This is a genomic window from Fusobacterium ulcerans ATCC 49185 (genome assembly GCF_900683735.1).
Taxonomy (GTDB): domain Bacteria; phylum Fusobacteriota; class Fusobacteriia; order Fusobacteriales; family Fusobacteriaceae; genus Fusobacterium_A; species Fusobacterium_A ulcerans_A.
The window spans coordinates 1781045-1806865 of the sequence record NZ_LR215979.1 but is presented as its reverse complement, the minus strand read 5'-3'; the positions used below and the strand labels follow the sequence as shown (position 1 = coordinate 1806865).

Here is a 25821-nt window from a genome sequence, read left to right as displayed (position 1 = left end):
AGATAAATTCTGGAGGTAAGATGAATAGAAATGAGATCAGAATAAAACCTCAGGACAGCATTTTCAGACAGATGGGAATAAACTCTGTAGATATTAAAGAGATAATTTTCAGTGAAAGAAATAAGAAAATGAAGTTTATGTGTTCCGTTCCATGCGTAAAAGACCTCTGTGAACTTGATATAATCTATGAAAATATAAAAAAGAATTTTGGAAAAGAGTTAGAAGTAGATTTTAGAGTAGAATATACAGAGAAAGAAATGATGAAGGAAGAGCTGATAGTTATAGTGGAAAGAGCCATAACTAGACTTAAAGCAAGAAATGCTATTTCTAAATCTTTTCTTTATTTTTATAGAATAAAAATAGAAGAGGCTGCTGTAGATATTGAACTTAATGAAAAAACAGCAATTGAAATTCTTATGAGTTCTGGAATAGATGATAGGCTTGAAGAGATATTGGAAAATTATGGAATATATAATTTTAAGGTTAAATTTATACTAGGAGATTTTTCTAAAGAATTAACAGAAGTAGAGAAGCAAAAACAAAAAGATATAATAACTTTATCAGCTAAAATAGATTCAGATAATTCTAAAGCAGCAGCATCAAAGCCTCAGAAATCAAATGAGGTTTTTGTTAAACAAGGATTCTCAAAACAGGGATATACAAGCAACAAAACAAAAGAAATTAAAGGAAACTCTATTTCTATTGAAGAATTTGGAGAACTTTATGAAGATGAACTCTGTATAGTTGAAGGAGAAATATTCTCTCTTGAGAGCAGAGATGTCAAAAATGATAAAGTTATAATGACAATAAGAATAACTGATGAAAGAAGCTCTTTAACAACAAAAGTATTTCTGGATAAAAATAAAAAACTTGAAGTAGCTATTGGAGATTTTGTTAAAATCAGTGGAAAAAAACAAATTGATAAATTTTCTGATAATGAAGAGATAATAATGATAAATTCTATCAATAAATTAGAAAAAGTAAAAACTCAAAAAACAGACAATGCTTCAGAAAAAATGGTAGAACTTCATACACACAGCAAAATGAGTGAGATGGTGGGAGTAGAAGATATCTCAGACCTCATAAAACAGGCAATAGCATATGGACATAAGGCCATGGCTATAACAGACTATGCTGTAGTGCATTCCTTTCCATTTGCATATAAGGCTGCTAAAGGAAAAGATTTCAAAGCTATCCTTGGATGTGAAATGTATATGGTAAATGATAATGCTGAAATGGTAAGAAGCAGTAAAGATATATTGATAGAAGAAGAAAGCTTTGTAGTTTTTGACTTGGAAACTATGGGACTTAATTCACATGAGCATGAGATAATAGAAATAGGAGCTGTAAAGCTTCAGGGAACAAGAATAGTAGAAAGATATTCTCAATTAGTAAATCCTAGAAAACCTATTCCTAAAAAGATACAGGAACTTACAAATATATCTCAGGATATGGTGGATAATATGCCAACAATAGAAGAAGTACTTCCTAAGTTTATGGAATTTGTTGGAAATTCTACAATGGTAGCACATAATGCTCCCTTTGATATGGGATTTATAAGAAGAGATGTCAAAAAGTTTATGGGGTATGATTATAAGCCAGCAGTAATAGATACATTGCAGATGGCTAGAGATTTGTATCCTGAACTTAAAGCATATGGATTGAAAAATCTGAATAAGGTATTGGGATTATCACTGGATAATCACCATAGAGCTGTTGATGACTCTCAGGCAACTGCTAATATGTTTATTATATTTATTGAAAAATATATGGAGAAGGGGATAACTAATCTTAATGAAATAACAGGAGCTCTTCCAATAAATGTAAAAAAACAAGATACAGCTAATATAATAGTACTGGTAAAAAACCTTCAAGGGCTTCATAATATGTATAGACTGGTATCAGAGGCTCATGTTGACTACTATGGAAATAAGAAACCAAGAGTTTTAAAATCACATATAGAAAAATATAGGGAAGGTTTGATAATAGGAAGTTCTCTTTCTTCACATTTTATGAATGATGGAGAATTATCTAACTATTATATGAGATATGATTATGAAAAAATAGAAAAAAATATAGATTTTTATGATTATATAGAACTTCTTCCAAGAGGAGCATATTCAGAATTATATGAAGATGATGGAACTGGAACTATTTCATCTTTTACAATGATTGAAGATATGAACAAATATTTTTATAATTTAGCTAAAGAAAGAGGAAAATTAGTAACAGCAAGTTCTAATGTACACTATATAAATGAAACTGACAGTAAAATAAGAAGTATTCTTCTCTATGGAAGCGGAAGTGTCTATAGAGCTAATCAATATAAAACAGACAACAAATTCTATTTTAGAACTACAGAAGAACTTATAGATGAATTTGATTATATGGGAAAAGATATTGCAAAGGAAATAGTAGTATCAGGAACAAATGCTATAGCTGATATGACAGAAGTTATAAAGCCAGTTCCAGATGGGTTCTATCCTCCTAAAATAGATAATGCTGAAAATATAGTAAAAGAGATGACATATGAAAAAGCATATAGAATATATGGAAATCCTCTTCCAGAAATAGTTAAAGCAAGATTAGAAAGAGAACTTGGAGCTATTATAGGTAATGGCTTTTCAGTACTTTATCTTTCAGCTCAAAAACTTGTTAAAAAATCACTGGATAATGGATATCTAGTTGGGTCCAGAGGATCAGTGGGTTCTTCTCTAGTTGCTTATATGATGGATATTACAGAAGTTAACGCTCTTTATCCACATTATATATGTACAAATCCAGAATGTAAAAATTCTGAATTTATAGAAAGAGAAGGAGTAGGAATTGACCTTCCAGAAAAGATATGTCCTAAGTGTGGGCAATTATATAAAAGAGATGGATATTCAATTCCATTTGAAGTATTTATGGGATTTAATGGAGAAAAGGTACCAGATATTGACCTTAACTTCTCAGGGGAATATCAGTCTGAAATTCATAGATATTGTGAACAGCTTTTCGGAAAAGAAAATGTATTTAAAGCTGGAACTATATCTACACTGGCAGAAAAAAATGCTGAAGGTTATGTAAGAAAATATTTTGAAGAGCATGAAATAAAAGGAAACAGAGCAGAAATAATCAGGCTTGCCAAAAAATGTGAAGGAGCTAAAAAAACTACTGGACAGCATCCTGGAGGAATGGTTGTAGTCCCAAGAGATCATTCCATATATGAATTTTGTCCTGTACAAAAACCAGCAAATGATGAAAAAAATGATTCTATCACTACACACTTTGACTATCATGTAATGGACGAACAGTTAGTAAAACTGGATATACTAGGACATGACGATCCTACTACCATAAAAATGCTTCAGGAGTATACAGGGGTAGATATTTACACTATTCCTATTGCTGATCCAGAAACATTAAAAATATTTTCAGGAACTGAATCTTTAGGAATTACTCCTGAGGATATAAATTCAGTAGTTGGAACTTTTGGAGTGCCAGAGTTTGGAACACCATTTGTTAGACAAATGCTGATAGATACTATGCCAAAAACTTTTGCTGAGCTTGTAAGGATATCAGGGTTGTCGCATGGTACTGATGTCTGGTTGAATAATGCTCAGGAGTTTATAAGACAGAAAAAAGCAACACTTTCTCAAGTAATAACAGTACGGGATGATATAATGAACTATCTTATTGACCAAGGACTTGAAAAAGGAACGGCATTTAAAATAATGGAGTTTGTAAGAAAAGGAAAACCTTCAAAAGATCCAGAAGGATGGGAAAAATTCTCAAATGAAATGAAAGAGCATGATGTTGCTGAATGGTATATAGAATCATGCAGAAGAATAAAATATATGTTCCCTAAGGGACATGCAGTTGCTTATGTTATGATGGCTATGAGAATAGCCTATTTCAAAGTACACTATCCTTTAGCTTTCTATGCAGCATATTTATCAAGAAAAGCTGAAGACTTTGACTATGAGATAATGAGTGACCCTAAAACAGCAAAAGAACATCTGGCAACATTAAGCAAAGAACCAAAACTTGATGTAAAGAAAAAAGCCGAAATGGCAATATGTGAAATTATAGTAGAAATGTATGCCAGAGGATATGAATTTCTTCCAATAGATGTATATACATCTGATGGATTTAAATTTACAATAGAAGATGGAAAGATAAGAATTCCTCTTATAGCTCTGAATGGATTAGGTGGAGCAGTAATAGAAAATCTGATAAAAGAAAGAGAAATAAGTAAATTTTTATCTTATGAAGATCTTAAAAGAAGAACAAAGATATCACAGACAATAATTGAAAAACTTAAATCTATAAATGCAGTAGATTCATTGAGTGAGACAAATCAGATATCCTTGTTTTAGGAGGAAAAATGTTAATTGAGAAAAAAGAAACCATGGGAGCAATACTTGTGTGTCTTGCAGCTACACTCTGGGGATTTGATTCTATAGTGCTGACACCAAGGCTATTCAAATTGAGTGTACCTTATGTGGTTTTTATGCTGCACCTTCTTCCTTTCATAGGAATGACTTTGATATTTGGAAAAGATGAAATAAAAAATGTAAAAAAATTAGATAAAAGAGATTTAATGTTTTTCTTTCTAGTAGCCTTATTTGGAGGAAGTTTAGGAACTCTTTCAATAGTAAAAGCTCTATTTCTAGTAAATTTTCATCACCTTACTGTAGTTACACTTTTACAAAAATTACAGCCTGTTTTTGCTATTATATTAGCAAGGATGATATTGAAAGAAAGAGAGGGAAAAGGATTCTTATTCTGGGCAGTGATGGCTCTTATAGGAGGATATCTTCTTACATTCCAATTTAATATGCCTCAGATGGTATATAATGGAAATATGCTGTTAGCATGTTTATATGCTTTATTAGCAGCGTTTTCTTTTGGTAGTGCTACTGTATTTGGAAAAAGAATTTTAAAAAATGCATCTTTTAGAACAGCTCTATATCTCAGATATGGATTAACAACTTTTATAATGTTCTTTATAGCTTCTTTTAATGGGAGTCTTGGTTATATAAGTCATACTACTCCTACTCAATGGATTATATTTATTGTAATAGGACTTACAAGCGGAAGTGGAGCAATACTTTTGTATTATAGAGGTCTTAGATATATCAAGGCCAATGTAGCAACAATGTGTGAGCTATGTTTTCCTGTATCAAGCATATTATTTGACTATATATTTAACAGAAATGTTCTGTCAATGATTCAAATATTAAGTGCAGTATTAATGCTCTATTCCATCTATAAAATAACTAAAAATAGAGTAAATGAGTAAAAAAATATAAAATGATTTGTAAATTTTTAAAAGTTATGGTATAAAGAATATAGCTAAAAAATTAAGGAGGAATTATAATGACTAAAAAAGAGTTTATTGATTTATATTTTGAAAAAGGGGAATTCGCAACTAAAATTGATGCTGAGAAAAAAGCTGCAGCTTTTTTAGCAGTTATTGAAGAAGGTTTAGTAAATGGAGAAGATGTTACTTTCCTAGGATTCGGAAAATTTGAAGTTAACGAAAGAGCTGCTAGAACTTGCAGAAATCCACAAACTGGTAAAGAAATGGAAGTTGAAGCTAAAAAAGTAGTAAAATTCAAGGCTGGAAAAGGGTTATCTGAAAAAGTAAATCAATAATTCCTAAATTAATTTAAATGTAAAAGTGGAGAAGCTGTTTATCAGTATCTTCACTTTTTTATTTTCATATACAGTAAAAAAATATGATATTTTCACATTAAAAATGTTGAAAATTCGAAAGAAAAGTTCTATAATATAGACATAAAGAGTTGATTGATTATCAATTTAAAAGTAAAAATAAAATTTTATTGCAAAAAAAAATTAAAAGAAATTATCAAAATTAAACTCATAATATAAGGGGGAATAATCATGGCAGTAACATTAGAAACCATCAAGAAAGCAAAACAAACTATTGAGCATTCAATTAAAAGAACACCATTAATAGAATGTCCTACTTTAGAAAAAGCACTTGGTGGTAAAGTATTGTTCAAGCTAGAAAATCTTCAAAAGACAGGATCATTTAAAGTAAGAGGAGCTCTAAACAGAATAGCTAACCTTACAGAAGAAGAAAAGAAAAAAGGTGTTATTGCATCATCAGCAGGAAATCACGCACAGGGAATAGCTTTGGGAGCAACAGCACAAGGAATAAAATCAACAATAGTAATGCCTGAAACTGCACCAATAGCAAAAGTGGCAGCAACAAAAGGCTATGGAGCGGAAGTAGTATTATGTGGAACTGTATATGATGATGCTTTTGCGAAAGCATGTGAAATTCAAAAAGAAACAGGAGCAATATTCCTACATCCATTTGATGATGACTATGTAATTTCAGGGCAAGGAACTATAGGATTAGAAATATTAGAAGATGCAATTGATATAGATACAGTACTAGTACCAATTGGAGGGGGAGGAATTCTTGCAGGAATAGCAACAGCAATAAAATCAATCAATCCATCAGTAAGAATCATAGGAGTAGAATCAGCAAATGCCGCATCAATGACAGAAGCTTTGGCAAAGGGAGAATGTTGTGAAGTATGCGCAACACCAACAATAGCAGATGGAATAGCAGTAAAAAAAGTAGGATGCAAAACTCTTGAACTTGTAAAACAATATGTAGATGAAGTAGTAACAGTAACAGAAGATGAAATAGCAAGAGCAATATTATTCTTAATGGAAAAAAGCAAAGTAGTGGCTGAAGGAGCAGGGGCAACACCTTTAGCAGCAATTTTGGCAGGAAAAGTTGACTGTAAAGGTAAAAAGACATGTGCAGTAGTGTCTGGAGGAAATATAGATGTAAATCTTATAGAAAGAGTATTGAACAGAGCTTTAATCAATGCAGGAAGAAGATATGAATTCAAAGTAAAAGTACATGACAGATTTGGAGAAACAGAAAAATTATTAAGTTTGATTACAGAAAACAGAGCCAATATTCTATTTATAACACAAAGTATGTATAATGTTGAATTAGGAATAACAATGCAGGAAGTAACATTGGTAATAGAATGCAGTGATATGACACATAGAGATGCAGTAAGAGCTAAAATAATAGAGGCTGGATATGAAATTTATTAGTATTCAAAAATAGTTAGTATTGAAAAAAAATGATAATTGAAGTAGAATATCTATTATGAAGTTGTTTGGAGGAGAAAGATGAAAAAGATAATAGGAGTATTAATGATTCTTGTATTTTCTATCTCTTATGGAAAATATGAGTATCCTTTTCAAAATCCATATATGGCAACTATACTAGGAAGTTCTACTTTAATGATAAATGGAGTGAGTGAATCTGTTCCAACTAAAGTATATAAAACTAAACTTCCTGGTAGTATAGAAGTGCCAGAGAATTTATGGTATAATGATAAGTTTGAATTTTCTTTAGTTCCACAGAAAGGAAAAGCACCATTGATATTTCTTTTAGCAGGAACAGGATCAGATTATCATGCAGCAAGAATGGTATTTTTTCAAAGAATATTTTATGATGCTGGGTATAGTGTAATATCAATTACCTCCCCAATGCATTCCAATTTTATTATCAATGCATCTAGTAACAGAATGCCTGGAATGATAATGGATGATGGAAAAGATATTTATAATGTTATGAAAGAAACATATAAAATTGTAAAGGATAAAATAAATGTTTCTGATTTCTATGTTGTAGGTTATAGTTTAGGTGCTACTGAAGCAGCAGTAGTTTCTTATATTGATGAAACAGAAAAAGCATTTAACTTTAAGAGAGTATTTATGATCAATCCTGCAGTGGATATCTATGAATCAGCAGTAAAACTTGATAAAACTTTGGATGTACCTACAGAAGGAAAAGTTGAGAATTTAGAGAAACTTATTAATAAGGTATTTAATAAACTTTCAGATTCTTTAAAAAATGGTTATACAGAGATAACAGAAGAGCTTATCTATAGCATGTTTGCAAAAGATCAGATGTCTGATGAAGAAATGGGAGAACTGATAGGGCTTGTGTTTAGACTAACAGCTATTGATATTAATTATGTAACTGATTTAATAAATAACAGAAAAGTTTATGTAGACAAACCAGTTGGAAAGTTCACAAATATGTTTCCATATTTTGAAAAAATAGATTTTGCAGGATTTGAAGACTATATGTATAGACTTGCCTATCCTTATTTTAATGAAAAAATGGGTGGTGGGGTAAGCCTTGAGGAGCTTTTACAACACACAAAACTCCATCAAATAAAAGATTATTTAAAAAATACTGATAAAATAGCAGTAGTGACAAATAGAGATGAGATTATATTAGGAGAAAGGGATTTTGAATTCCTAGAGGATACTTTCAATAAAAGATTAATAATATATCCTTATGGAGGTCATTGTGGAAATATGTATTACAAAACTAATGTAGATGTAATGCTTAAGTTTCTAAAGGAGGGAGTACTTGACTATGAGAACTAAGAAAAAATTTATTATACTCCTTATGATGATTTCAGTTTTTACATTTTCTTTTGCTGATATAAATGAAAAACCAAAAACTAAAAATGATAATGGTGAAATAGCAGAATATTTTGGTGTATATGACCCATGGGAGCCTTTAAACAGAAGAATATATTATTTTAATTATACTTTTGATAAGTATGTATTTTTACCAGTAGTAGATGCTTACAATCTTGTAACACCTACTTTTGCACAAAAAGGAATAAAGAATTTTTTTAGGAATACACAAAATATAACAATAACTGGAAATTCCCTACTGCAATTTAAGATAAAAAAAGCTATGAGGGCAATAGGAAGATTTTCAATAAATACTGCATTAGGAGCAGGAGGATTATTTGATACAGCTTCTTCTTTGGGAATGCCTAAACCATATGAAGACTTTGGACTTACTCTAGCTCATTATGGTGTAGGAGAGGGACCATATTTGATTCTTCCTTTCTTAGGGCCAAGCAATTTGAGAGATGCAGTAGGAACAGGAGTAAATGCAGTAGCTTTAGGAGCTTTAGATCCTTATGAAGCAGCTGATCTATTTGATATAGACAGTCCAGAAGTATTTGCACTTAATTCAGTGGACAAAAGAAAAAATACAAAATTTAGATATTATGCAAGTGGGTCACCATTTGAATATGAATATCTAAGATTCTTCTACAAAAAATATAGAAAGTTGCAATCAGAAACAGGAGTACAAGTTTTTTAAAAAAAGAAAAATGGAGGATATTAAATGGATTTACAAAAAAAAGTGTTGGACTATAAGGAAGAAGTTATAAAAGGGATACAAGGTGCTGTACAGATAAAAAGTGTTCAGGAACCTGCAAAAGAAGGGAAACCTTTTGGTGATGGTCCAGCAGAAGCTTTACAATATTTCTTAGACCTGGGAAAAGAGTTAGGATTTAAAGTTGAAAATTTTGACAACTATGCTGGTACTATAGAATTTGGTGAAGGTGAAGAAACAGTAGGGATACTAGGACATGTGGATGTGGTACCTGAAGGTGAAGGATGGACTTATCCTCCATACAGTGCAACTATAGCTGATGGGAAAATTTTTGGAAGAGGAACATTAGATGATAAAGGACCTTCTATGGTTTGCCTTTATGCTATGAAAGCAATAAAAGATTCTGGAGTTAAATTAAATAGAAAAATAAGAATGATAATAGGAGCTAATGAGGAAACTGGAAGTCTTTGCATGGAGCATTATTTTAATACATTGAAAATGCCTCAGCCTACATTGGCATTTACACCTGATTCAAGTTTTCCAGTAACATTTGCTGAAAAAGGAATAGTTCGTGTAAAACTTTCAAATTCTTATAAAACTTTAAATGATGTAGCTATAAAGGGTGGAAATGCATATAATTCAGTTCCTGATAGAGCAGAGGCAGTTCTTCCTGTAGAGTTTATTGATGGGCTTGCAGAAAAAGTTGTTCCTTTCAATGAAGGAAAAGAATATAAAGTAGAAGTTGAAGTAAAAGATGGAAGATATCATGTAACTTCTTTGGGAAAATCTTCACATGCAGCTAGACCAGCAGAAGGATATAATTCTATCAGTGCATTATTTACATTTTTAGGAACAGTAGATATTAAAAATGAAGAGTTAAAAGAATTGGTAGAATTCTTTAAAGAATACATAAAAATGGAAAATAATGGGGCTTCTTTTGGAATAGATTTTAAAGATGAAGAGAGTGGAAGCCTTACTCTTAATCTAGGAAAAATGTCCCTTGAAAATGGAAAATTAGAATTATGTATAGACATGAGATGCCCAGTTCTTGTACCTAATACAAATGTTATTGATACATTAAAAGAAAAAACTGCTGGGAAAATGGAACTTGAAGTAACTGGAAATTCAGCTCCTCTATATGTAGCTAAGGACAGCTTCCTTGTATCTACTCTTATGGATATTTACAAAGAAATAACTGGTGATGTAGATGCTCAGCCAGTAGCTATTGGTGGAGGAACTTATGCAAGAGAGGTAACTAATGGGGTTGCTTTTGGAGCTCTTCTATCATCACAAGAAAATAATATGCACCAAAAAAATGAATATCTTGAAATTGATAAAATAGATACATGGTTAAAAATATATGTGGAAGCTATTTATAGACTTGCAAAATAAAAAAAAGGAAAAAGACTGGTAAAAAAGTATATTTTCTAGTATGATATTATGGTAATGAAATATAATATAGACTAAGGAGATATACAAATTATGGACTGGAAAAAGTTAACTATTGAAGATAAAGAAACAATAGATGAATTTACTAAGGGAAAATTTTCAACTTGTGATTATAACTTTACAAATCTTTTTTTATGGAGTCAGGGGGAGAATCTTCATTACAAAATAGAAAACAATGTATTAGTTATACATGGAACATTTGTAAATGATGAATACTGTTTCATGCCTGTTCCTAAAGATGATAGTGCAATAGGAGCAATGAAAGATATAGTAAGAGATTTACTTCAAAACAATAAAAAAATAGTACTTGTTCCTGAGGAATGGAAAGAAAAACTTGAAGATACCTTTATACTTGAAGAGAGAAGAGATAGTTATGATTATGTTTATTCTATAGAGAGCCTGGCTTATTTAAAAGGAAGAAAATATGCTAAAAAGAAAAATAGAGTACATAATTTTACAAAAAGTTATGATTATAAATATGAGTCAATAAATTCTGAAAATATAGATGAAGTTATATATTTCCAAAGTAACTGGTGCCATGACAAAGAATGTGAAGATATTCCAGTATTAAAAAATGAAAATATGGGAATACTGAATCTGCTTCATAATTTTAATATACTTGGAATAAAAGGCGGAATGCTGAAAGTAGATGGAAATATAGTAGCTTATACACTAGGTGAAGCTATAAATGATGAATATGTAGTGATACATATTGAAAAAGGTTTAAATAACTATACTGGAAGCTACCAGATGATAAATATGACTTTCTTAGAAAAAGAGTTTACAGATTATAAATATGTAAACAGAGAAGATGATTTTGGAGATGAGGGGCTGAGAGAAGCAAAAGAATCTTACCATCCATTGGAACTTCTAAAAAAATATGAAATAACTGGAATAAAATAAAATATTGGCTGAGACTTAGAAATAGGTCTCAGTTTTTATATATATAATTTTTTATTTTTATACAAAATAAATATATAAACAAGAAAATTTAAGAGTAAAATATACCTTTAAATATGATATAATATAAATAATTATGAAGGAGGATTTTATGGGACAAAAATATGAATTAGATTTTTTAAATGAGAATGATATAAAACTTTTAATAAAAGAGTCTGAAAAAAAAGCTGAAGATAAAAAATTGGTAAGAGAAATATTGGAAAAAGCTATTGAGGCTAAAGGTATTACTGATGAAGAAGCAGCTGTTCTGTTAAGTATAAATAATCCTAAACTTCTTGAAGAGATTTTTGAAACTGCAAGAAAAATAAAAGAGAAAATATATGGAAAAAGAATAGTAATGTTTGCACCTCTTTATATAAGTAACTATTGTGTAAATAATTGTGAGTATTGTGGATATAAACATGATAATGGTGAATTGAGCAGAAAAAAATTAAATAGAGAAGACTTAATAGAGGAAGTAAAATCATTAGAAAAATTAGGACATAAAAGAATAGCTTTGGAAGCTGGAGAAGACCCTCTTAATTGTTCTTTAGATTATGTATTGGAATGTATAAAAGACATATACTCGATAAAATTTAAAAATGGAAGCATTAGAAGGATAAATGTAAATATTGCTGCTACAACAGTTGAAAATTATAAAAGACTGAAAGAAGCAGAAATAGGAACATATATATTATTCCAAGAAACATACCATAAACCTACATATGAGAGGGTACACTTAAATGGACCTAAAAGAGATTATGAATATCATACAACAGCCATGTTCAGAGCAAGGGAAGCTGGAATAGATGATGTCGGTATAGGAGTTTTATATGGCTTATATGACTTTAAATATGAAACTATATCTATGATAAGATATGCTAATGCTCTGGAAAGAATAACAGGAGTAGGACCCCATACGATATCTGTCCCAAGACTTAGAGCAGCAGAAAATGTATCCTTGAAAGATTATCCATATCTTGTATCAGATGAGGACTTTAAAAAGCTGGTAGCAGTACTAAGACTTGCTGTACCATATACAGGACTTATTCTTTCTACTAGAGAGGAAGCTGAACTAAGGGATGAAACAATTAAATTGGGAATATCTCAAGTAAGCAGTGGATCATGTACTGGAGTAGGAGGATATTCTGAAAGAGAAAAAGATACTAAAGAAAAACCACAATTTGAACTTGGGGATGACAGGTCACCTTTAGAAATGATAGAAAGCCTAATGAAAGGAGGATATGTACCAAGTTATTGTACAGCATGCTATAGAAATGGACGTACAGGAGACAGATTTATGGAAATAGCAAAAAGCGGACAAATAAATGTAATGTGTGAAGCAAACGCTCTAATGACTCTGAAGGAATTTTTAATAGACTATGCAAATGACAGATTGAGAGAAATAGGAGATAGAGTTATAATGGAAACTCTAAGTAAAATGCCTGATGAAAATTTTAAAAATAAAATAAAAGAAAATTTAAAAGCTATAGAAAATGGAGTTAGAGATATAAATGTATAAATAAAATAAAAGCTGATCAAAGAATGAATTTCTTTTTATCCTTTGATCAGCTTTATTTTTTAATGTTATAATATAGATAACATTAAAATTTTTCTTGTAAAAAATTTGTAAACTCATTAAGATTTTCAGTACTTTCTATAGAAGCAAAAGCTAGACTTCCAAGGGTATTCCATTCAGAAGGACTAAGCTTAATCTCTTCAGTTTTAGCTTTTTCGTCAACTAGATTAAAGAAAGCATTCAGATTTTCTTTAAGTTCTTTGTCAAGCTCTTGTCTTTTTTTCAAATTTTCAAATAGATTCTGAATTTCTTTTTTTAGTAAGCAATTTTGCACTTTTAACTTCTCCTTTAAAAAAAATTTACATGATATTATCATATTTTTTTTTGAATATGTCAATAGATTTTTCATAATCAGTAAATTCGACTAAATACTTTTCAAAAATAAAATTTAGTTAAATTTAGTTAAATAAAATTATATTTCATTTAACTATTTTGAAATAAAAACTTTTTAAGTTTGAAGAATTCTTTTAGATGAGAACTTAATTTGTTATTGACTAATAAAAATTAATTCTATATTATATATAATAAGTAAGAGCATCGGAGGAATTTCATGGAAAGATTTTTTGATATGTTTGTACTAAAGTTAGGAATATGCGTGAATATACTTGGAGTGATATTTGTTTTGGTAGTTCTTAATGAAAAATCAAGAGATTCCATGCTGATAGTGACATATGTATCATGTTTAAGAAATATCTTGATATTTACTAGATGGATAGAGGATGACAGATTTGTATTAAAGTATTATATTCCTTGTGTCATAGCAGATTTTTCTTTAGAAATGCTGATTAGGATATTCATGGAAACTTTTTTGATTAATAAAGAGATGAAAGAAGCTATGTGGATAGTTATAATAATGGGAATAGGAATGTCTTTTGCAGGAGCATATTTTTACCAGTTTTTTAAATTAAAATCATATAAATATAATTAATTATAATTTAATTTCAATATAAAAACCTCCTGAAATTAATCATTTGAGGAGGCCTATTTTACTATAATAAAATCATAAATTGTTCTGCTATGAGTTCACCGTTTTTATAAATCCCTTTCCATTTCAAACTTCCATTTTCATAATATGTCTTCCATTCTCCAGTTCCCAAACCATTGTCATATTCTTTTTCAGATTCTAATTTTCCATTATAATAATATGTTTTCCATTCTCCATGTGGTTTACCATCTTTGTATATTCCTTTTAAAGCTAAATTTCCATTAGGATGATATTTTGTGAATAAATTATTTGGAAGTCCATTTTTAAATTCAGTATTAATATTTAAATTTCCATTTTGATAATAAGTTTTGAAATGGCCATCTTCTATATTGTTTTTATAATTTCCTTCTAATTGAATCTTTCCATTTTCATAATAGATTTTTTCTAATCCATTTTTTGTTCCATCTTTATAAGATGTAACTTTTTTTAACTGTCCATTGCTATATTTTTCTGTAAGTATACCAGAAAAGTGATTACTTATTCCCAAAACACTTTCTTTTTTATAAAATGATGTAGAGTTTTGGGGTACTGGTGTATCGTATTTTTCATTATTACAGCTCCATAAGAAAAATATTGCTGAAATTAATAATAATATTTTTTTCATAGATTCTTCCCCCTTTTATAAGTATTGCATTTTATTATAACATAAATATGAGAAAAATTATAAAAATATATATAAAAATTAGCTTTTTAGACGAGAAATGATATATGTTTTTTGTGCATATAAATAAAAAAATAAAATTAAGAATACTAATTTTCTTGTTAAACTTTTAATTTTGACATTTATAGAAAAAAGCTTATAATATAAACAAAAAGAATATAAAAATAACTTTTTTAGTGAATTATAAAAAAATTATTTTAGGAGGTACCAAATGTGGAATACTTTAAATAGATATGTATTGATAGTAGGAATATTATTTCATATAGTTGGAACAGTTTTTTTTACTGGAGTAATACTTGATGGAAATAAATACTTATTACAGATAATTCAATATACTTCTTTAAGTAAAAGTGTAATAATTTTCAATCATTGGATAGGTGATGACAGATATAAATTTAAATACTATTTTTTATATTTTATTTTAAATTTTACTGCTTTAATTTCCTCAGGAGTATTTATAAAAGTCATTATAAGTCCTAATGTAAAAAATGTAATGTTTCTAACTCTTGTTATATTTTTAATTGGTTTTGTTCTTACATTAGTTAATGCCTTTTTATATCAGTATTTTAAATTAAAATCATATAAGTATAATTAATATATTTATAATTTAGGAAATATAAATATATAGTAAAATTTTATATTAGTTTTTTATGCTAATCATCTCAATAATTTGACAAAGAAATAAAAAAATTATATCATAAAATATAGTTTTTATTTCTATAAAGCGTGTATCTTTATAAAATTTAATATTGCAAAATAGATAAAATGAGGAGGGAAGTATGAAGAAAGTGCTGTTTTTATCTCTATTTTTATCACTGCTGAGTTCGTGTGCTAATATTGATGAAAGAGGTTTTTATACTGATGGGGAAAATGTAAGAAAGCATAAAGTGACAAAAACATACTATGATCCAAATGGATATGATATAGACAATCATGATAAAGATGGGTATGACCCAGATGGATATGATCATGATGGTTATACAAAGGAAGACTATAAAAAAATATTAAAATCTAAAAAGAAGTAATAAAAAACTGATGAGAGGAGAAAAAATCTCCTCTTTAACTTTTTATAAATTAATTTTGAAAAAAGATAAGAGAGAGTTAAACAGTATAATATAATTAGAAAATTAATATATTTAAAAATAAATAGAAGTAATTCAAATGAAGAAAGGAGAAGGATTATTATGATAGAAACTGGAAATGTAACAATGGCTTTTACTCTCACTTTATTAGCTGGGCTAGCTATGGGGGGAGGAAGCATTATTTCTTTTATAGGGAAGAATACAAATAAAAAATTTCTTTCAGCCTCATTGGGATTTGCAAGTGGAGTAATGATATATGTTGCATTTGTAGAAATTTTTATGGAGTCAAGAGAATCTTTAGTTGAGGTTTATGGAGGGAGCAAAGGGTTATGGGTGGCAGTTATTTCATTTTTTCTTGGGATGATTTTTATGGTTCTTACAGAAAAATTTTGTCTGAAAGAAAATCAGGAAGAGAATGAAGAAAAATCTGTATATAGAATGGGAGTAATGACAGCTATCGCAATAGGAATTCATAATTTTCCAGAGGGAATGGCAATTTTTACCTCTGTATTAAAGACTCCAGCTTTAGGTTTTTCTGTAGCAACAGCTATTGCAATACATAATATCTCAGTAGGTATAGCTGTTTCAGCACCTATATACTATGCAACTGGAAGCAGAAAAAAAGCTTTTATTTTTTCTCTTATTTCAGGATTAGTAGAACCATTGGGAGCTTTAGCAGGATATGTTCTTTTTAAAAGCTATTTAAATGAGAAAGTATTTGGAATATTATTAGCAGCAGTGGCAGGAATTATGGTTTATATAGCATTAGATGAACTTCTTCCATCAGCACAGAATGATGAGAATCATCACATAGCTACTTACAGTATGATTTCTGGAATGATAGTTATGGCAGTTAGTTTAATGGTAATTTAGAAGGGAAACTTTTATTAGAATAATAAATTTTATAAGATATATGGATGACTAAAAAGTTAGATTAAATTCCAATTAATTACTTAGTTAGTAATTAATTATTAATGGAAATATTGTAATCTTTGTATTCTTTTTATGAGTTATCCATTTTTTTATTACATAAAATTAAAATAATGTGTTAATATATAAGAGGTAAGATAAAATATATTTATAAGGAATAATATATTAACAAAAATAATAATCTTATTTTTAAGATATTGAGATATTAAAAGATAACAGGAGGGAAAAGATATGGCAAAAAGGATATCAATTTATAACTATAAAGAGAAAATAGGAAAAACCACTTCAGCATATTATATGGCAAAAGCTCTTTCGGAGGAAGGAAAGAGAGTCTTGATGATAGATGCAGACCCACAATGCAGTTTGACGAAATTATCTTTAGATTTAAATAATGATAGTTTGAAAGAAACAGTTGTTGATTTACATAAAGCAGTTTTAAAAGCCTTTGAAGGTCAGCCTATACCAATAACTGCTGTACCTCCTCAAATGATTTCTAATACCTTGTTTTTAATTCCTGGTAGTAATGAAATACTAAAATTGGAAGTCACACTTTCTTTTGCCCATAAAAAAGATAATAATATGAAGATATTTGGAAATATAGCTGGAGCATTTAATGAATTTTTTAATAAAATGGAAGAAGAGTATAATTTAGATTATATTATAATAGATTTTCCATCTACTATGAAAGAAATAAGTAAAAATTTATTGATGGTATCAGATTATATAGCTATACCTACAATAATTGATTTATTTATGAATGATACTTTTATACTTTTAATTAAAGAGTTTCATGATTTGAATGAATTAAGAAATAATATGCTTAGTAAATATAGTGATTCATATTATTCTTTCCCAGATAAACAGCCTAAATTTATTGGATTTATAAAACAGGATTATTTATTTGATAAAAAAATAGAAAATAAAAATGTAAAAGAAATAAGTATGTTCACAAGAAATATAAAAATAATTGGAATGCTTTTGGAGAATGGAAAATTAGGTGCTAATGATTATATTTTATCTCAAATCCCAAATTTAACTAAAAATAAAGAGCTGTTTAATATTTTTATAAAAGAGATGGCTGAAAGAATAATTAGTTTAGAATAGAAAAATAAAATAAACACACATAATATATCTAAGAGTATGATTCTTTTAGAATTATTTAAAATACATAATGAAAAAATGAGAGTTTATAGATGAAAAGGTGTAAATAATTTATTATTTACACCTTTTAGGTTTAAAATTAAACTAATTTATTTCTGAATAACCAAACAGCAAGAGGTAAAGTCACTGCTGCAACTACAGCCATAGGTATAAAATTATGAGCAATTTGGGCTAAGCTACTGCCTTCCAGATAAATTCTTCTTATGGCTTCTACTCCAAAACGTAAGGGATTAGCATAAGTAGCAATTTGAAGAATTCTAGGCATATTATGTATAGGAGTTGCTAATCCAGATAATAAAACCATTGGCATTATAAGAACAAAAGTGTATACCATAACTTGCTGCATACTATTTGAAACAGCTGAAATAGACAAACCTATTCCAATACAGCTGGTCATAAATATAAAAACAGTAAAGTATAGGGTGAATATCGAGCCACTCATAGGTATTTTAAACCAAAATACACAGATAACTATAATAAATGTTACTTGAAGCATTCCTATAATCATTGGTGGAACAGCCTTACCTATCAAAATCTCAATTGAAGAAAGTGGAGTAACTAACAATTGGTCAAAAGTTCCCTGCTCTCTTTCTCTGGCAACTGATAAACCAGCAAGCATCAATGTCTGTATCAAGCTTAAAGTTGCTATCATTCCTGGAAGAAAACTCCATCTTGTTATAAGATTGGGATTATACCATGATCTTGTTTTTATATTGATCAGTTGTTTTCCTCCATTTCTTTCATTATTAAATTCTGCAACAATATCATTAATGTATCCTGATGCTACAGCTGCTGTCATAGTGTTACGACCATCTGTAATTACTTGAATTGGAGCTGACTCTCCCTTTGACAATTTTTTTTCAAAATCAGAATCAATATTTATTACCAACATTGCTTTATCAGAATCAATACTCTGAGCTATTTCGTTAGAATTCATTAAAGTCTGTACTCGCTTGAAAACATTTGTTCCATCAAGCTTTGAAATAAATTCAATAGAAGTTTTACTTTTACTATTATCAAGATAAGCATAGGGAACTTTATCAAGGTTATATGTTGCTGCATATCCAAATAAAAAACTTTGTATAATAACTGGAATAAAAAGTACTGTTCTTGTAGCAGGATCCTTCAAAGTGGTCAAAAGTTCTTTTTTACATATACTTTTTAATTTTAATAAAAATGTCATAAAGTTATTCATATACCATCTACTCCTATTCAAGGCTTTTTTTAGTTACTTTCAATGCTAAAGAAATAAAGAATACTGCATAAAAAAATAATATTATGCAGTTTTTATAAATCAAATGCCAATTATTTCCAGCAAGGAAAAGTGATTTAAGTAGTTCTAAATAATATGTTGCAGGTAATATTTGTCCAACATTACGAATAAAAGCGGGAACACTACGTAAATCATATAAAAATCCTGTTAACATCATAGCAGGTAAAAAACTTACAAGTAAAGCTAACTGACTGGCTAGAAATTGATTTTTTGTAATAGAAGATATTGTAAGTCCCATTCCCAAAGTTACAAGTAAATAGAGCATGGAGCACAATATTATAATAGCCAGAGAACCATAGATAGGAACTTCAAATAGAAAACGTGCTGCTATAAGACAAAAAATAAATCCAACCATAGCTACGCAAAAATATGGAACCATTTTTGATAATAATATTTCCAATGGTTTTACAGGGGAAATAAACAAAGATTCCAATGTTCCTCGTTCCCACTCTCGTGCCATAACTAAGGAAGTTAAAAAAACTCCAACAATAGTTATTATAAGAACTATAAGCCCAGGAATAAAATACCAAATACTTGAATTTGCATCATTGAACCACATTCTATTTTCAACAGTTATATTTCCAATAGAGGAATCATTTATAAATTTAGATATATTTAATGCTTCCCATTGCTTTATAGAACCTTCAATATATCCTTTTACAAGTGTAGCAGTGCTGGAATCTACCCCATACAAAATTAATTGTATTGAACTTTCCTGTCTATATAAACTTTCTGAAAAATCAGAAGGAATCCTTAAGATTGCATCAACATGTCGCTCATCTATCATTTTTTCTGCTTCATGCATAGATGTTACATAAGTTGGTGAAAAATATTCCGAACCATTTAAAAAGCTTAAAACATTATAAGTTGTGGGGGAGGTATCTTCAAGAACTACTGCTATAGGAACATTTTTTACATCAAGTGATACTCCATAACCTATGATAAATATTAAAAGAATAGGTAAAAATATTCCAATTAAAATACTGCTGTTATCACGAATCAATTGACGGAATTCTTTGGTTACCAATGCAGTAAGACGTTTTATAAAACCATTTTTACTCATAACATTCTCCTTAATTAATCTATTTGTGCCTTTGAACGATTTTGTTCAACTATCTCAATAAAAGCCTGATTCATTGTTTTTATATTTTCACCAGCATTTTTCCGTATATCTTCTGGAGCACCAATTACCAGCATTTTCCCCTGATCCTGTATCATAATACGATCACAGTATTCAGCTTCTTCCATAAAGTGTGTAGTGATAATTATTGTAGTTCCACCTGCAGCCAGAGATGTTATCTGGCGCCAAAAAGTACGCCTTGCTAGAGGATCAATACCACTTGTAGGCTCATCAAGAAAAAGAATTTTAGGCTCATGTAAAAGTGCTACAGCCATGGATAAACGCTGTTTGAATCCTCCAGGAAGATCACCACTAGGTTTAGTTTCTTGACCTATCAGACCAAACTGTTTTTTTACTTCTTCCATTCTATTTTCTAATTCTTCTCCTTTTAAACCATAAACACCACCAAAAAACATTAAATTTTCATCTACAGTTAAGTTTGAATACAAAGAAAATTTTTGTGCAACATATCCAATATTTGTTCTGGCTTGAGTTCTTGATTTTCGTAGATTAACACCTGCTACAGATAAAAATCCACTTGTTGAAGGCAATAAACCACACAGCATTCTAAATGTAGTTGTTTTGCCTGCTCCATTTGGACCTAATAATCCAAATATTTCTCCTTTATATACCTGAAAGGAAGTATTAGCTACAGCTGTAAAATCTCCAAATTTTCGCACAAGATTTTTGACTTCTATATCTACCTGACTTGATATTTCAAATTTATCTGAAAATTTTATAGGGAAGATTTTTTTTTCTGTTTGTGTATGTTTACTTTCATAATCGTGTAATAAAATCATAAAGCCATCTTCTAAAGTGGAATTAACTTTTTGAATTTCTATATTAGCTTCAATTTCTTTTATATTATTGAAAGCTTCATCTGATTGAGTAATGAATCTTACCTCTCCCCCTTCTGGAACAGCATCAACAATATTTTTTTTATCATCAAGTAATTTTGTTTGCAAGATACGAGAAGGCATTCCAGCTGGAGGCTGAATTTTATAACATCTGTTTTCTCCTATCAAGGCTAGTTCTTTAGGCGTTCCTGTAGCTAATATACTGCTTTTATGTATCACTATTACCTTATGACAAAGTTCAGCTTCATCCATATAAGCTGTATTTACTAAAACTGTAAGATTTTCATCTTTAACAAGATTTTTTAAAATTTCCCATAATTCTCTTCTAGAAAGAGGGTCAACTCCTACTGTTGGTTCATCTAATAATAAAAGTTCTGGAGAACGAACCAGCGTACATGCTAATCCCAGTTTTTGTTTCATTCCTCCTGATAATTTTCCTGCCTGTCTTTTAGTAAATTCTTCTAATCCTGTCATCTTTAAAAGGCGTTCAAAACGTTTATCACGTACATCTTTAGGAACTCCATATAAATCAGCATAAAGATTAAGATTTTCTTGAATACTCAAATCTTCATAAAGTCCAAAACGCTGAGGCATGTAACTTATTCTATCCTGAATTCCCTGGGGATTTTCTTTTGTATTTATTCCAAGTACTGTTATATTCCCTTCACTTGGCATCATGAGTCCACATACCAGACGCATAAAAGTTGTTTTCCCTGCTCCATCTGGCCCAATTAATGCAGTAAGTTTTCCTGCTGGAACTTCTATATTAATATCTGTAAGTGCATCTACTTTTTTCTTTCCTGGCTTAACGATAAAATGTTTATACAAATTTTCTGAAATAACTACATTTTCATTATTCATAAAAGTTACTCCTTGGTATTCATATTTATAGTATCAATTTTTACTGTGGCAGGCATACCCATACGCAATATATCTTCTTTATCATCTACATATATTCTAATTTCATATAGTAAAGAGGTTCTTAATTCTTGAGCCTGAACTGTTTTAGGAGTAAATTCAGCAACTGAAGAAACAAAACCAATCTGTCCATTTATTGATTTATTTGGATAGCTATCAATAGAAACTGCAACATTCATTCCTGGTTTAATAAAACCAAGTTGTGTTTCCTGAATATATGCTCGTACCCATTTTTTATCATTTAATGCTAAAAGATATGTAGCACGTTGTGGAGAAGCCATATCTCCTGGCTCTTGTAAACGTGAACGTACAACTGCATCACTTGGTGCTATCAACTGAGTTTGACTTAGTAGATATTCTTGTATTGCTAGTTCTGCCTTTAATGTTTTCAGTTGAGCTTCAGCTTCAGCAATATCTTCAACACGAGGGCCAATACTTGCTAATTGATAGCCTTCATATGCTTCCTTCACTTGAGCTGTAGTTATTTTAACTCTTGATTCTGCATCATCTTTCTCCTGCCTGCTTATTGAACGACCAGCAGAATTATTATAAGCATTTTGAATTCTTTGCAACTGTATTTTTGCATTTTTTGCTTCTGCCTCTGCTCCATTTAATTTGGCTAATTTTTGTGATATTTCTTCAGGTCTTGAACCATTTTTTAAACGTAATACTGCATTTTCCTGTACTTCTATTTGTGCCTTGTTTTTTTCTATTTGAAGCTTTAAACTTCTAGTATCTAAAGTTGCCAAAACATCACCTTTTTTTACAGGATCCCCTTCTTCTACATACATTTTTTCTATTCTTTCACTGGCATTAAAAGCTAAAGCAATTTGTCTGATATCAACATTTCCATATAATACTACATTTTCATCTTTCTTTATTTTATTATATATACATCCTCCACTAAAAATTACTAAAATGAGGATTATTAATAAAACTATTTTATAATTACTTTTTAAAGTTGAAAGAATTTTTTCTTTATTCATTACCTTGACCTCCTAATAAAAAATGCTCTATTCTAGGTTATTTCACTTGTTCTGAAGTTAATGGTTCCCAGCCACCACCTAATGCTTTAAATAAACTAACTAAATTTGAAATTTTCTGTCCTTTACTTATTGCATATTGATCTTCTAATGAGAGCAATGCTCTTTGTGCATCAAGAACATTTTGAAAATCAATCAATCCATTGTTATATTTTTCCTGTGATATCTCTAAAGCAAGTGATGCTGTTTGAACTCCTTCTTTTAGAGAAATATTTTTTTCTGTTTCCTGGTTTATTGCTGTTAATGAATTTCTTACTTCAGCTACAGCATTTAATATTGTATTTTCATAAGCTGCAAGATATTGTTCCTCTCTAGCAGTTTGTACTTTAATATTTTTTCTTATGGCACCTGCATGAAAAATTGGTAAACTAATTTGAGGACCAATTGAAAATCCTTTACTTCCAGCAGACAACAGTGAACCACTACTGATACTTTCTAAGCCTATTGAGCCAAATAATATCAATTTTGGTTTTAAATCAGTTTTTGCTGACTTTGTACGAGCAATTTGAGCTTCTAACTGGTATTCAGCTGCTTGTATATCAGGTCTTTGTCTTAAAGTTTCAGCAGGAATTCCTACATATATCGTTTCATTTATATTTGGGAGAGATTTTTTCTCTATTAGTTTTTTTTCAAGACTTCCTGGTAGTTGTCCTGTAAGAACTGCTAAATTATTTAATGTTTCTTCTATACTTATTTTAATAGTAGGAATAGTAGATTTAGTTTGGCTTGCTGTATACTTAGCCTGATTTAATGCCAATCCATCTATTAATCCATTATTATATTTAGACTGCAATAATTGAACGGTATCTTCTTGTAAAGCTAGATTTGCTTCAGCTATTGATAATCGTTCCTGTAAAGTTCTTAGAGATAGATAATTAATTGCCACCTCTGAAGTTAAAGTCACCCATGCTGAATGAAGCTGGGCATGTTGTGTCTGTAAATCAGCTGTTGCAGCTTCTATTTTATACTGATTTCCACCAAAAATGTCAATTTCCCATGAAGCATCTATTCCTAATTTATAAACATTAGCTATTCCACTTGGGTTTGGAGAATTATCAGATGTTTTTTTTCTTTCCCAGCCATTATTACTATCAAGCCATGGAAGCAACTTTGCTTGGCTTATTCCTAATGCTGCTCTTGCTTCATTAACTCTTGCTCTCGCTTCCTGTAAACTTTTATTATTATTTAAGGATAAATTTATAAGCTGAGTGAGGGTATCATCTTCTAAAACTAACCACCAATTAGATAAGACATTTAAGGAAAGGTTTTTTTGAATTTCATTATCAGAATATGAATTTTCATATTTTGATGATAATTCTGTCCATTTATGTTGTTTTGACTGAGAAAATTTTTCTGATGTAGTTGATTGAGAATTACTACAAGAAACAGTCAGCAGAATTATTGGTACATAGTAGAGTATTTTTTTGATTTGTTTTCCCATGAGGTCACCTTCCATTTTTTTATTCAAAATAAAATTTAATTGCTGAGATTAAAAAAAGTTAGAGTATCCTTTATAATATAATTTTAAATATACCATCCTAATTAAATTTTTTATCACATAGCAAAAATTATTTTTATTTTTTCAAATTAATAATCTTATTCTTTAAATACAATGCATCTTATGAAATACCTTTATTTTTTTATTATTTTTATAGTAAAGTAAATTAAAATGTTATTAATTATGAAGCTGTCCTCATAAATAGATCTTGATTTTACTGATAAAATTAAATAATTGGTGCAAAATAACAAAAAAATTAACATGAGGTTTTAAGAAATGGAAACAGTATATTCTACAATATAAAAAATGGCTACCAGCAGGCAGCCATTTTTTATTAGTTAAATAATTCCTTTAGTTTATTGTAATCTTCTAGTAAAATTTCAGAATTTTCATTAAAGTCATACTCTAATACAATATTAGCAGAAGGAGTATATACTTTTATTAATTCAACCATATCAAAATAATTAATTTTTCCATGAGAAATTGGTTTATGTTCATCATGTAATCCATTATTATTATGAAAGTGATATCCTAATATGTTATTTTTTAATTTTTTTATTAATTCATTAATATTCCATCTGTTTAAATAAGCATGCCCAATATCAATCAAACATTTATAATTATTTTTTAATATCATATCTTCATATTCTTCTTGTGAGAATACCATATTTTTACCTATTCCTACATTTTCAATGACTACATCAATGTCATATTTTATTCCTAATTTTACTAATGAGTCAATTTTTTCTGAAATTTTATTTTTTAATTCCTCATCTATTTTCTGAGAAGGAATTCCTTCGTTACTGTGTAAAACCATAAAAGAAGGATTATACTTTTTCGAAAGCTTGAAACTTTCTTCATAACTATATAAAGTTTTTTCCAATGAATCCTTTGTCATGTCTGCTAAATTACATTTTCTGAAAGGACCATGAAAAGAAATTGATTTAAATTCATAGTTTTCAAGAATTTCCAGCATTTTCTTTGTGTAATCTTCATCTAATGGTTCAATAAAAAATTCTAAGTTTTCTATTTTATTTTTTCTTAAAAACTCTAATATATCCTTAGAACTTTTTTTATAAAATATCAAATCACTGATATGCACTAAATTTTTGTTCAATATTTTATCC

Annotated in this window: 22 protein-coding genes; 14 read left to right on the top strand and 8 right to left on the bottom strand. The window is 29.3% G+C overall.

Annotated features, from left to right (window positions below):
* The first annotated feature begins 20 nt into the window (after positions 1 to 20).
* The 9 genes from E0E45_RS08105 to hydG all read left to right on the top strand — a co-directional run bounded on the left by E0E45_RS08105 (position 21) and on the right by hydG (position 13109).
* Positions 21 to 4361, top strand: a complete 4341-nt coding sequence (locus E0E45_RS08105) for a PolC-type DNA polymerase III (protein WP_130890706.1) — start codon at positions 21 to 23, stop codon at positions 4359 to 4361.
* A gap of 8 nt (positions 4362 to 4369) precedes the next feature.
* A complete protein-coding gene (locus E0E45_RS08100; RefSeq protein ID WP_130890705.1) occupies positions 4370 to 5287 on the top strand; it encodes a DMT family transporter in 918 nt (305 codons plus the stop codon).
* A gap of 77 nt (positions 5288 to 5364) precedes the next feature.
* Entirely contained in the window at positions 5365 to 5643 is a 279-nt protein-coding gene (locus tag E0E45_RS08095; protein WP_130890704.1) for an HU family DNA-binding protein, read from the top strand.
* A 249-nt stretch (positions 5644 to 5892) separates the two neighbouring features.
* Positions 5893 to 7095 carry a threonine ammonia-lyase gene (gene ilvA / locus E0E45_RS08090; RefSeq protein WP_130890703.1) on the top strand — a complete coding sequence of 401 codons (1203 nt, stop codon included), beginning with the start codon at positions 5893 to 5895 and terminating at the stop codon, positions 7093 to 7095.
* Between the two features lie 78 nt (positions 7096 to 7173).
* The gene (locus E0E45_RS08085; RefSeq protein ID WP_130890702.1) at positions 7174 to 8448 is read left to right on the top strand and encodes a serine/threonine protein kinase; all 1275 of its coding nucleotides are present in this window, start codon (positions 7174 to 7176) and stop codon (positions 8446 to 8448) included.
* Positions 8438 to 9184: a VacJ family lipoprotein gene (locus tag E0E45_RS08080; RefSeq protein WP_130890701.1), complete on the top strand. Its 747-nt coding sequence runs from the start codon at positions 8438 to 8440 to the stop codon at positions 9182 to 9184. Before E0E45_RS08085 ends, E0E45_RS08080 begins: the two co-directional genes overlap by 11 nt.
* 24 nt (positions 9185 to 9208) lie before the next feature.
* Positions 9209 to 10591 carry a dipeptidase PepV gene (pepV, locus tag E0E45_RS08075; RefSeq protein WP_130890700.1) on the top strand — a complete coding sequence of 461 codons (1383 nt, stop codon included), beginning with the start codon at positions 9209 to 9211 and terminating at the stop codon, positions 10589 to 10591.
* 90 nt (positions 10592 to 10681) lie between these two features.
* Positions 10682 to 11551, top strand: a complete 870-nt coding sequence (locus E0E45_RS08070) for a DUF2156 domain-containing protein (protein ID WP_130890699.1) — start codon at positions 10682 to 10684, stop codon at positions 11549 to 11551.
* 148 nt (positions 11552 to 11699) lie between these two features.
* Positions 11700 to 13109 (top strand): [FeFe] hydrogenase H-cluster radical SAM maturase HydG, encoded by a 1410-nt coding sequence (gene hydG, locus E0E45_RS08065; RefSeq protein ID WP_130890698.1) that lies wholly within the window; start codon positions 11700 to 11702, stop codon positions 13107 to 13109.
* 82 nt (positions 13110 to 13191) lie between these two features.
* On the opposite strand, the gene E0E45_RS08060 is transcribed toward hydG, so the two are convergent.
* Entirely contained in the window at positions 13192 to 13440 is a 249-nt protein-coding gene (locus E0E45_RS08060; protein ID WP_232044080.1) for a hypothetical protein, read from the bottom strand.
* Between the two features lie 276 nt (positions 13441 to 13716).
* On the opposite strand from E0E45_RS08060, the gene E0E45_RS08055 reads away from it, so the two are divergent.
* Positions 13717 to 14094 carry a hypothetical protein gene (locus tag E0E45_RS08055; protein WP_130890697.1) on the top strand — a complete coding sequence of 126 codons (378 nt, stop codon included), beginning with the start codon at positions 13717 to 13719 and terminating at the stop codon, positions 14092 to 14094.
* A gap of 61 nt (positions 14095 to 14155) precedes the next feature.
* On the opposite strand, the gene E0E45_RS08050 is transcribed toward E0E45_RS08055, so the two are convergent.
* Positions 14156 to 14755, bottom strand: coding sequence for a toxin-antitoxin system YwqK family antitoxin (locus E0E45_RS08050; protein WP_130890696.1), 600 nt, complete (start codon positions 14753 to 14755; stop codon positions 14156 to 14158).
* 268 nt (positions 14756 to 15023) lie between these two features.
* Here E0E45_RS08050 and E0E45_RS08045 point away from each other — a divergent pair, with 268 nt between their 5' ends.
* From E0E45_RS08045 to E0E45_RS08030, 4 genes are all read left to right on the top strand, one after another.
* Complete coding sequence (locus E0E45_RS08045) at positions 15024 to 15407, top strand: hypothetical protein (RefSeq protein ID WP_130890695.1); 384 nt, start codon at positions 15024 to 15026, stop codon at positions 15405 to 15407.
* Positions 15408 to 15591: 184 nt separating this feature from the next.
* Positions 15592 to 15837, top strand: a complete 246-nt coding sequence (locus E0E45_RS08040) for a hypothetical protein (protein ID WP_130890694.1) — start codon at positions 15592 to 15594, stop codon at positions 15835 to 15837.
* Positions 15838 to 15996: 159 nt separating this feature from the next.
* Positions 15997 to 16767 carry a zinc transporter ZupT gene (gene zupT / locus E0E45_RS08035; protein ID WP_130890693.1) on the top strand — a complete coding sequence of 257 codons (771 nt, stop codon included), beginning with the start codon at positions 15997 to 15999 and terminating at the stop codon, positions 16765 to 16767.
* 288 nt (positions 16768 to 17055) lie between these two features.
* Positions 17056 to 17928, top strand: coding sequence for a ParA family protein (locus E0E45_RS08030; protein ID WP_130890692.1), 873 nt, complete (start codon positions 17056 to 17058; stop codon positions 17926 to 17928).
* Positions 17929 to 18064: 136 nt separating this feature from the next.
* Here E0E45_RS08030 and E0E45_RS08025 read toward each other — a convergent pair whose 3' ends face one another.
* The 6 genes from E0E45_RS08025 to E0E45_RS08000 all read right to left on the bottom strand — a co-directional run bounded on the left by E0E45_RS08025 (position 18065) and on the right by E0E45_RS08000 (position 25811).
* Positions 18065 to 19180 (bottom strand): ABC transporter permease, encoded by a 1116-nt coding sequence (locus E0E45_RS08025; RefSeq protein ID WP_130890691.1) that lies wholly within the window; start codon positions 19178 to 19180, stop codon positions 18065 to 18067.
* Positions 19181 to 19193: 13 nt separating this feature from the next.
* The gene (locus E0E45_RS08020; RefSeq protein WP_130890690.1) at positions 19194 to 20321 is read right to left on the bottom strand and encodes an ABC transporter permease; all 1128 of its coding nucleotides are present in this window, start codon (positions 20319 to 20321) and stop codon (positions 19194 to 19196) included.
* A 14-nt stretch (positions 20322 to 20335) separates the two neighbouring features.
* Positions 20336 to 22096, bottom strand: coding sequence for an ATP-binding cassette domain-containing protein (locus E0E45_RS08015; RefSeq protein ID WP_130890689.1), 1761 nt, complete (start codon positions 22094 to 22096; stop codon positions 20336 to 20338).
* A gap of 5 nt (positions 22097 to 22101) precedes the next feature.
* On the bottom strand, positions 22102 to 23139 hold the full coding sequence (locus tag E0E45_RS08010; RefSeq protein ID WP_130890688.1) for an efflux RND transporter periplasmic adaptor subunit: 1038 nt from the start codon (positions 23137 to 23139) through the stop codon (positions 22102 to 22104).
* Positions 23140 to 23176: 37 nt separating this feature from the next.
* Positions 23177 to 24637, bottom strand: coding sequence for an efflux transporter outer membrane subunit (locus tag E0E45_RS08005; protein WP_130890687.1), 1461 nt, complete (start codon positions 24635 to 24637; stop codon positions 23177 to 23179).
* Positions 24638 to 25028: 391 nt separating this feature from the next.
* Positions 25029 to 25811 carry a sugar phosphate isomerase/epimerase family protein gene (locus E0E45_RS08000; protein ID WP_130890686.1) on the bottom strand — a complete coding sequence of 261 codons (783 nt, stop codon included), beginning with the start codon at positions 25809 to 25811 and terminating at the stop codon, positions 25029 to 25031.
* Between the last annotated feature and the right edge of the window lie 10 nt (positions 25812 to 25821).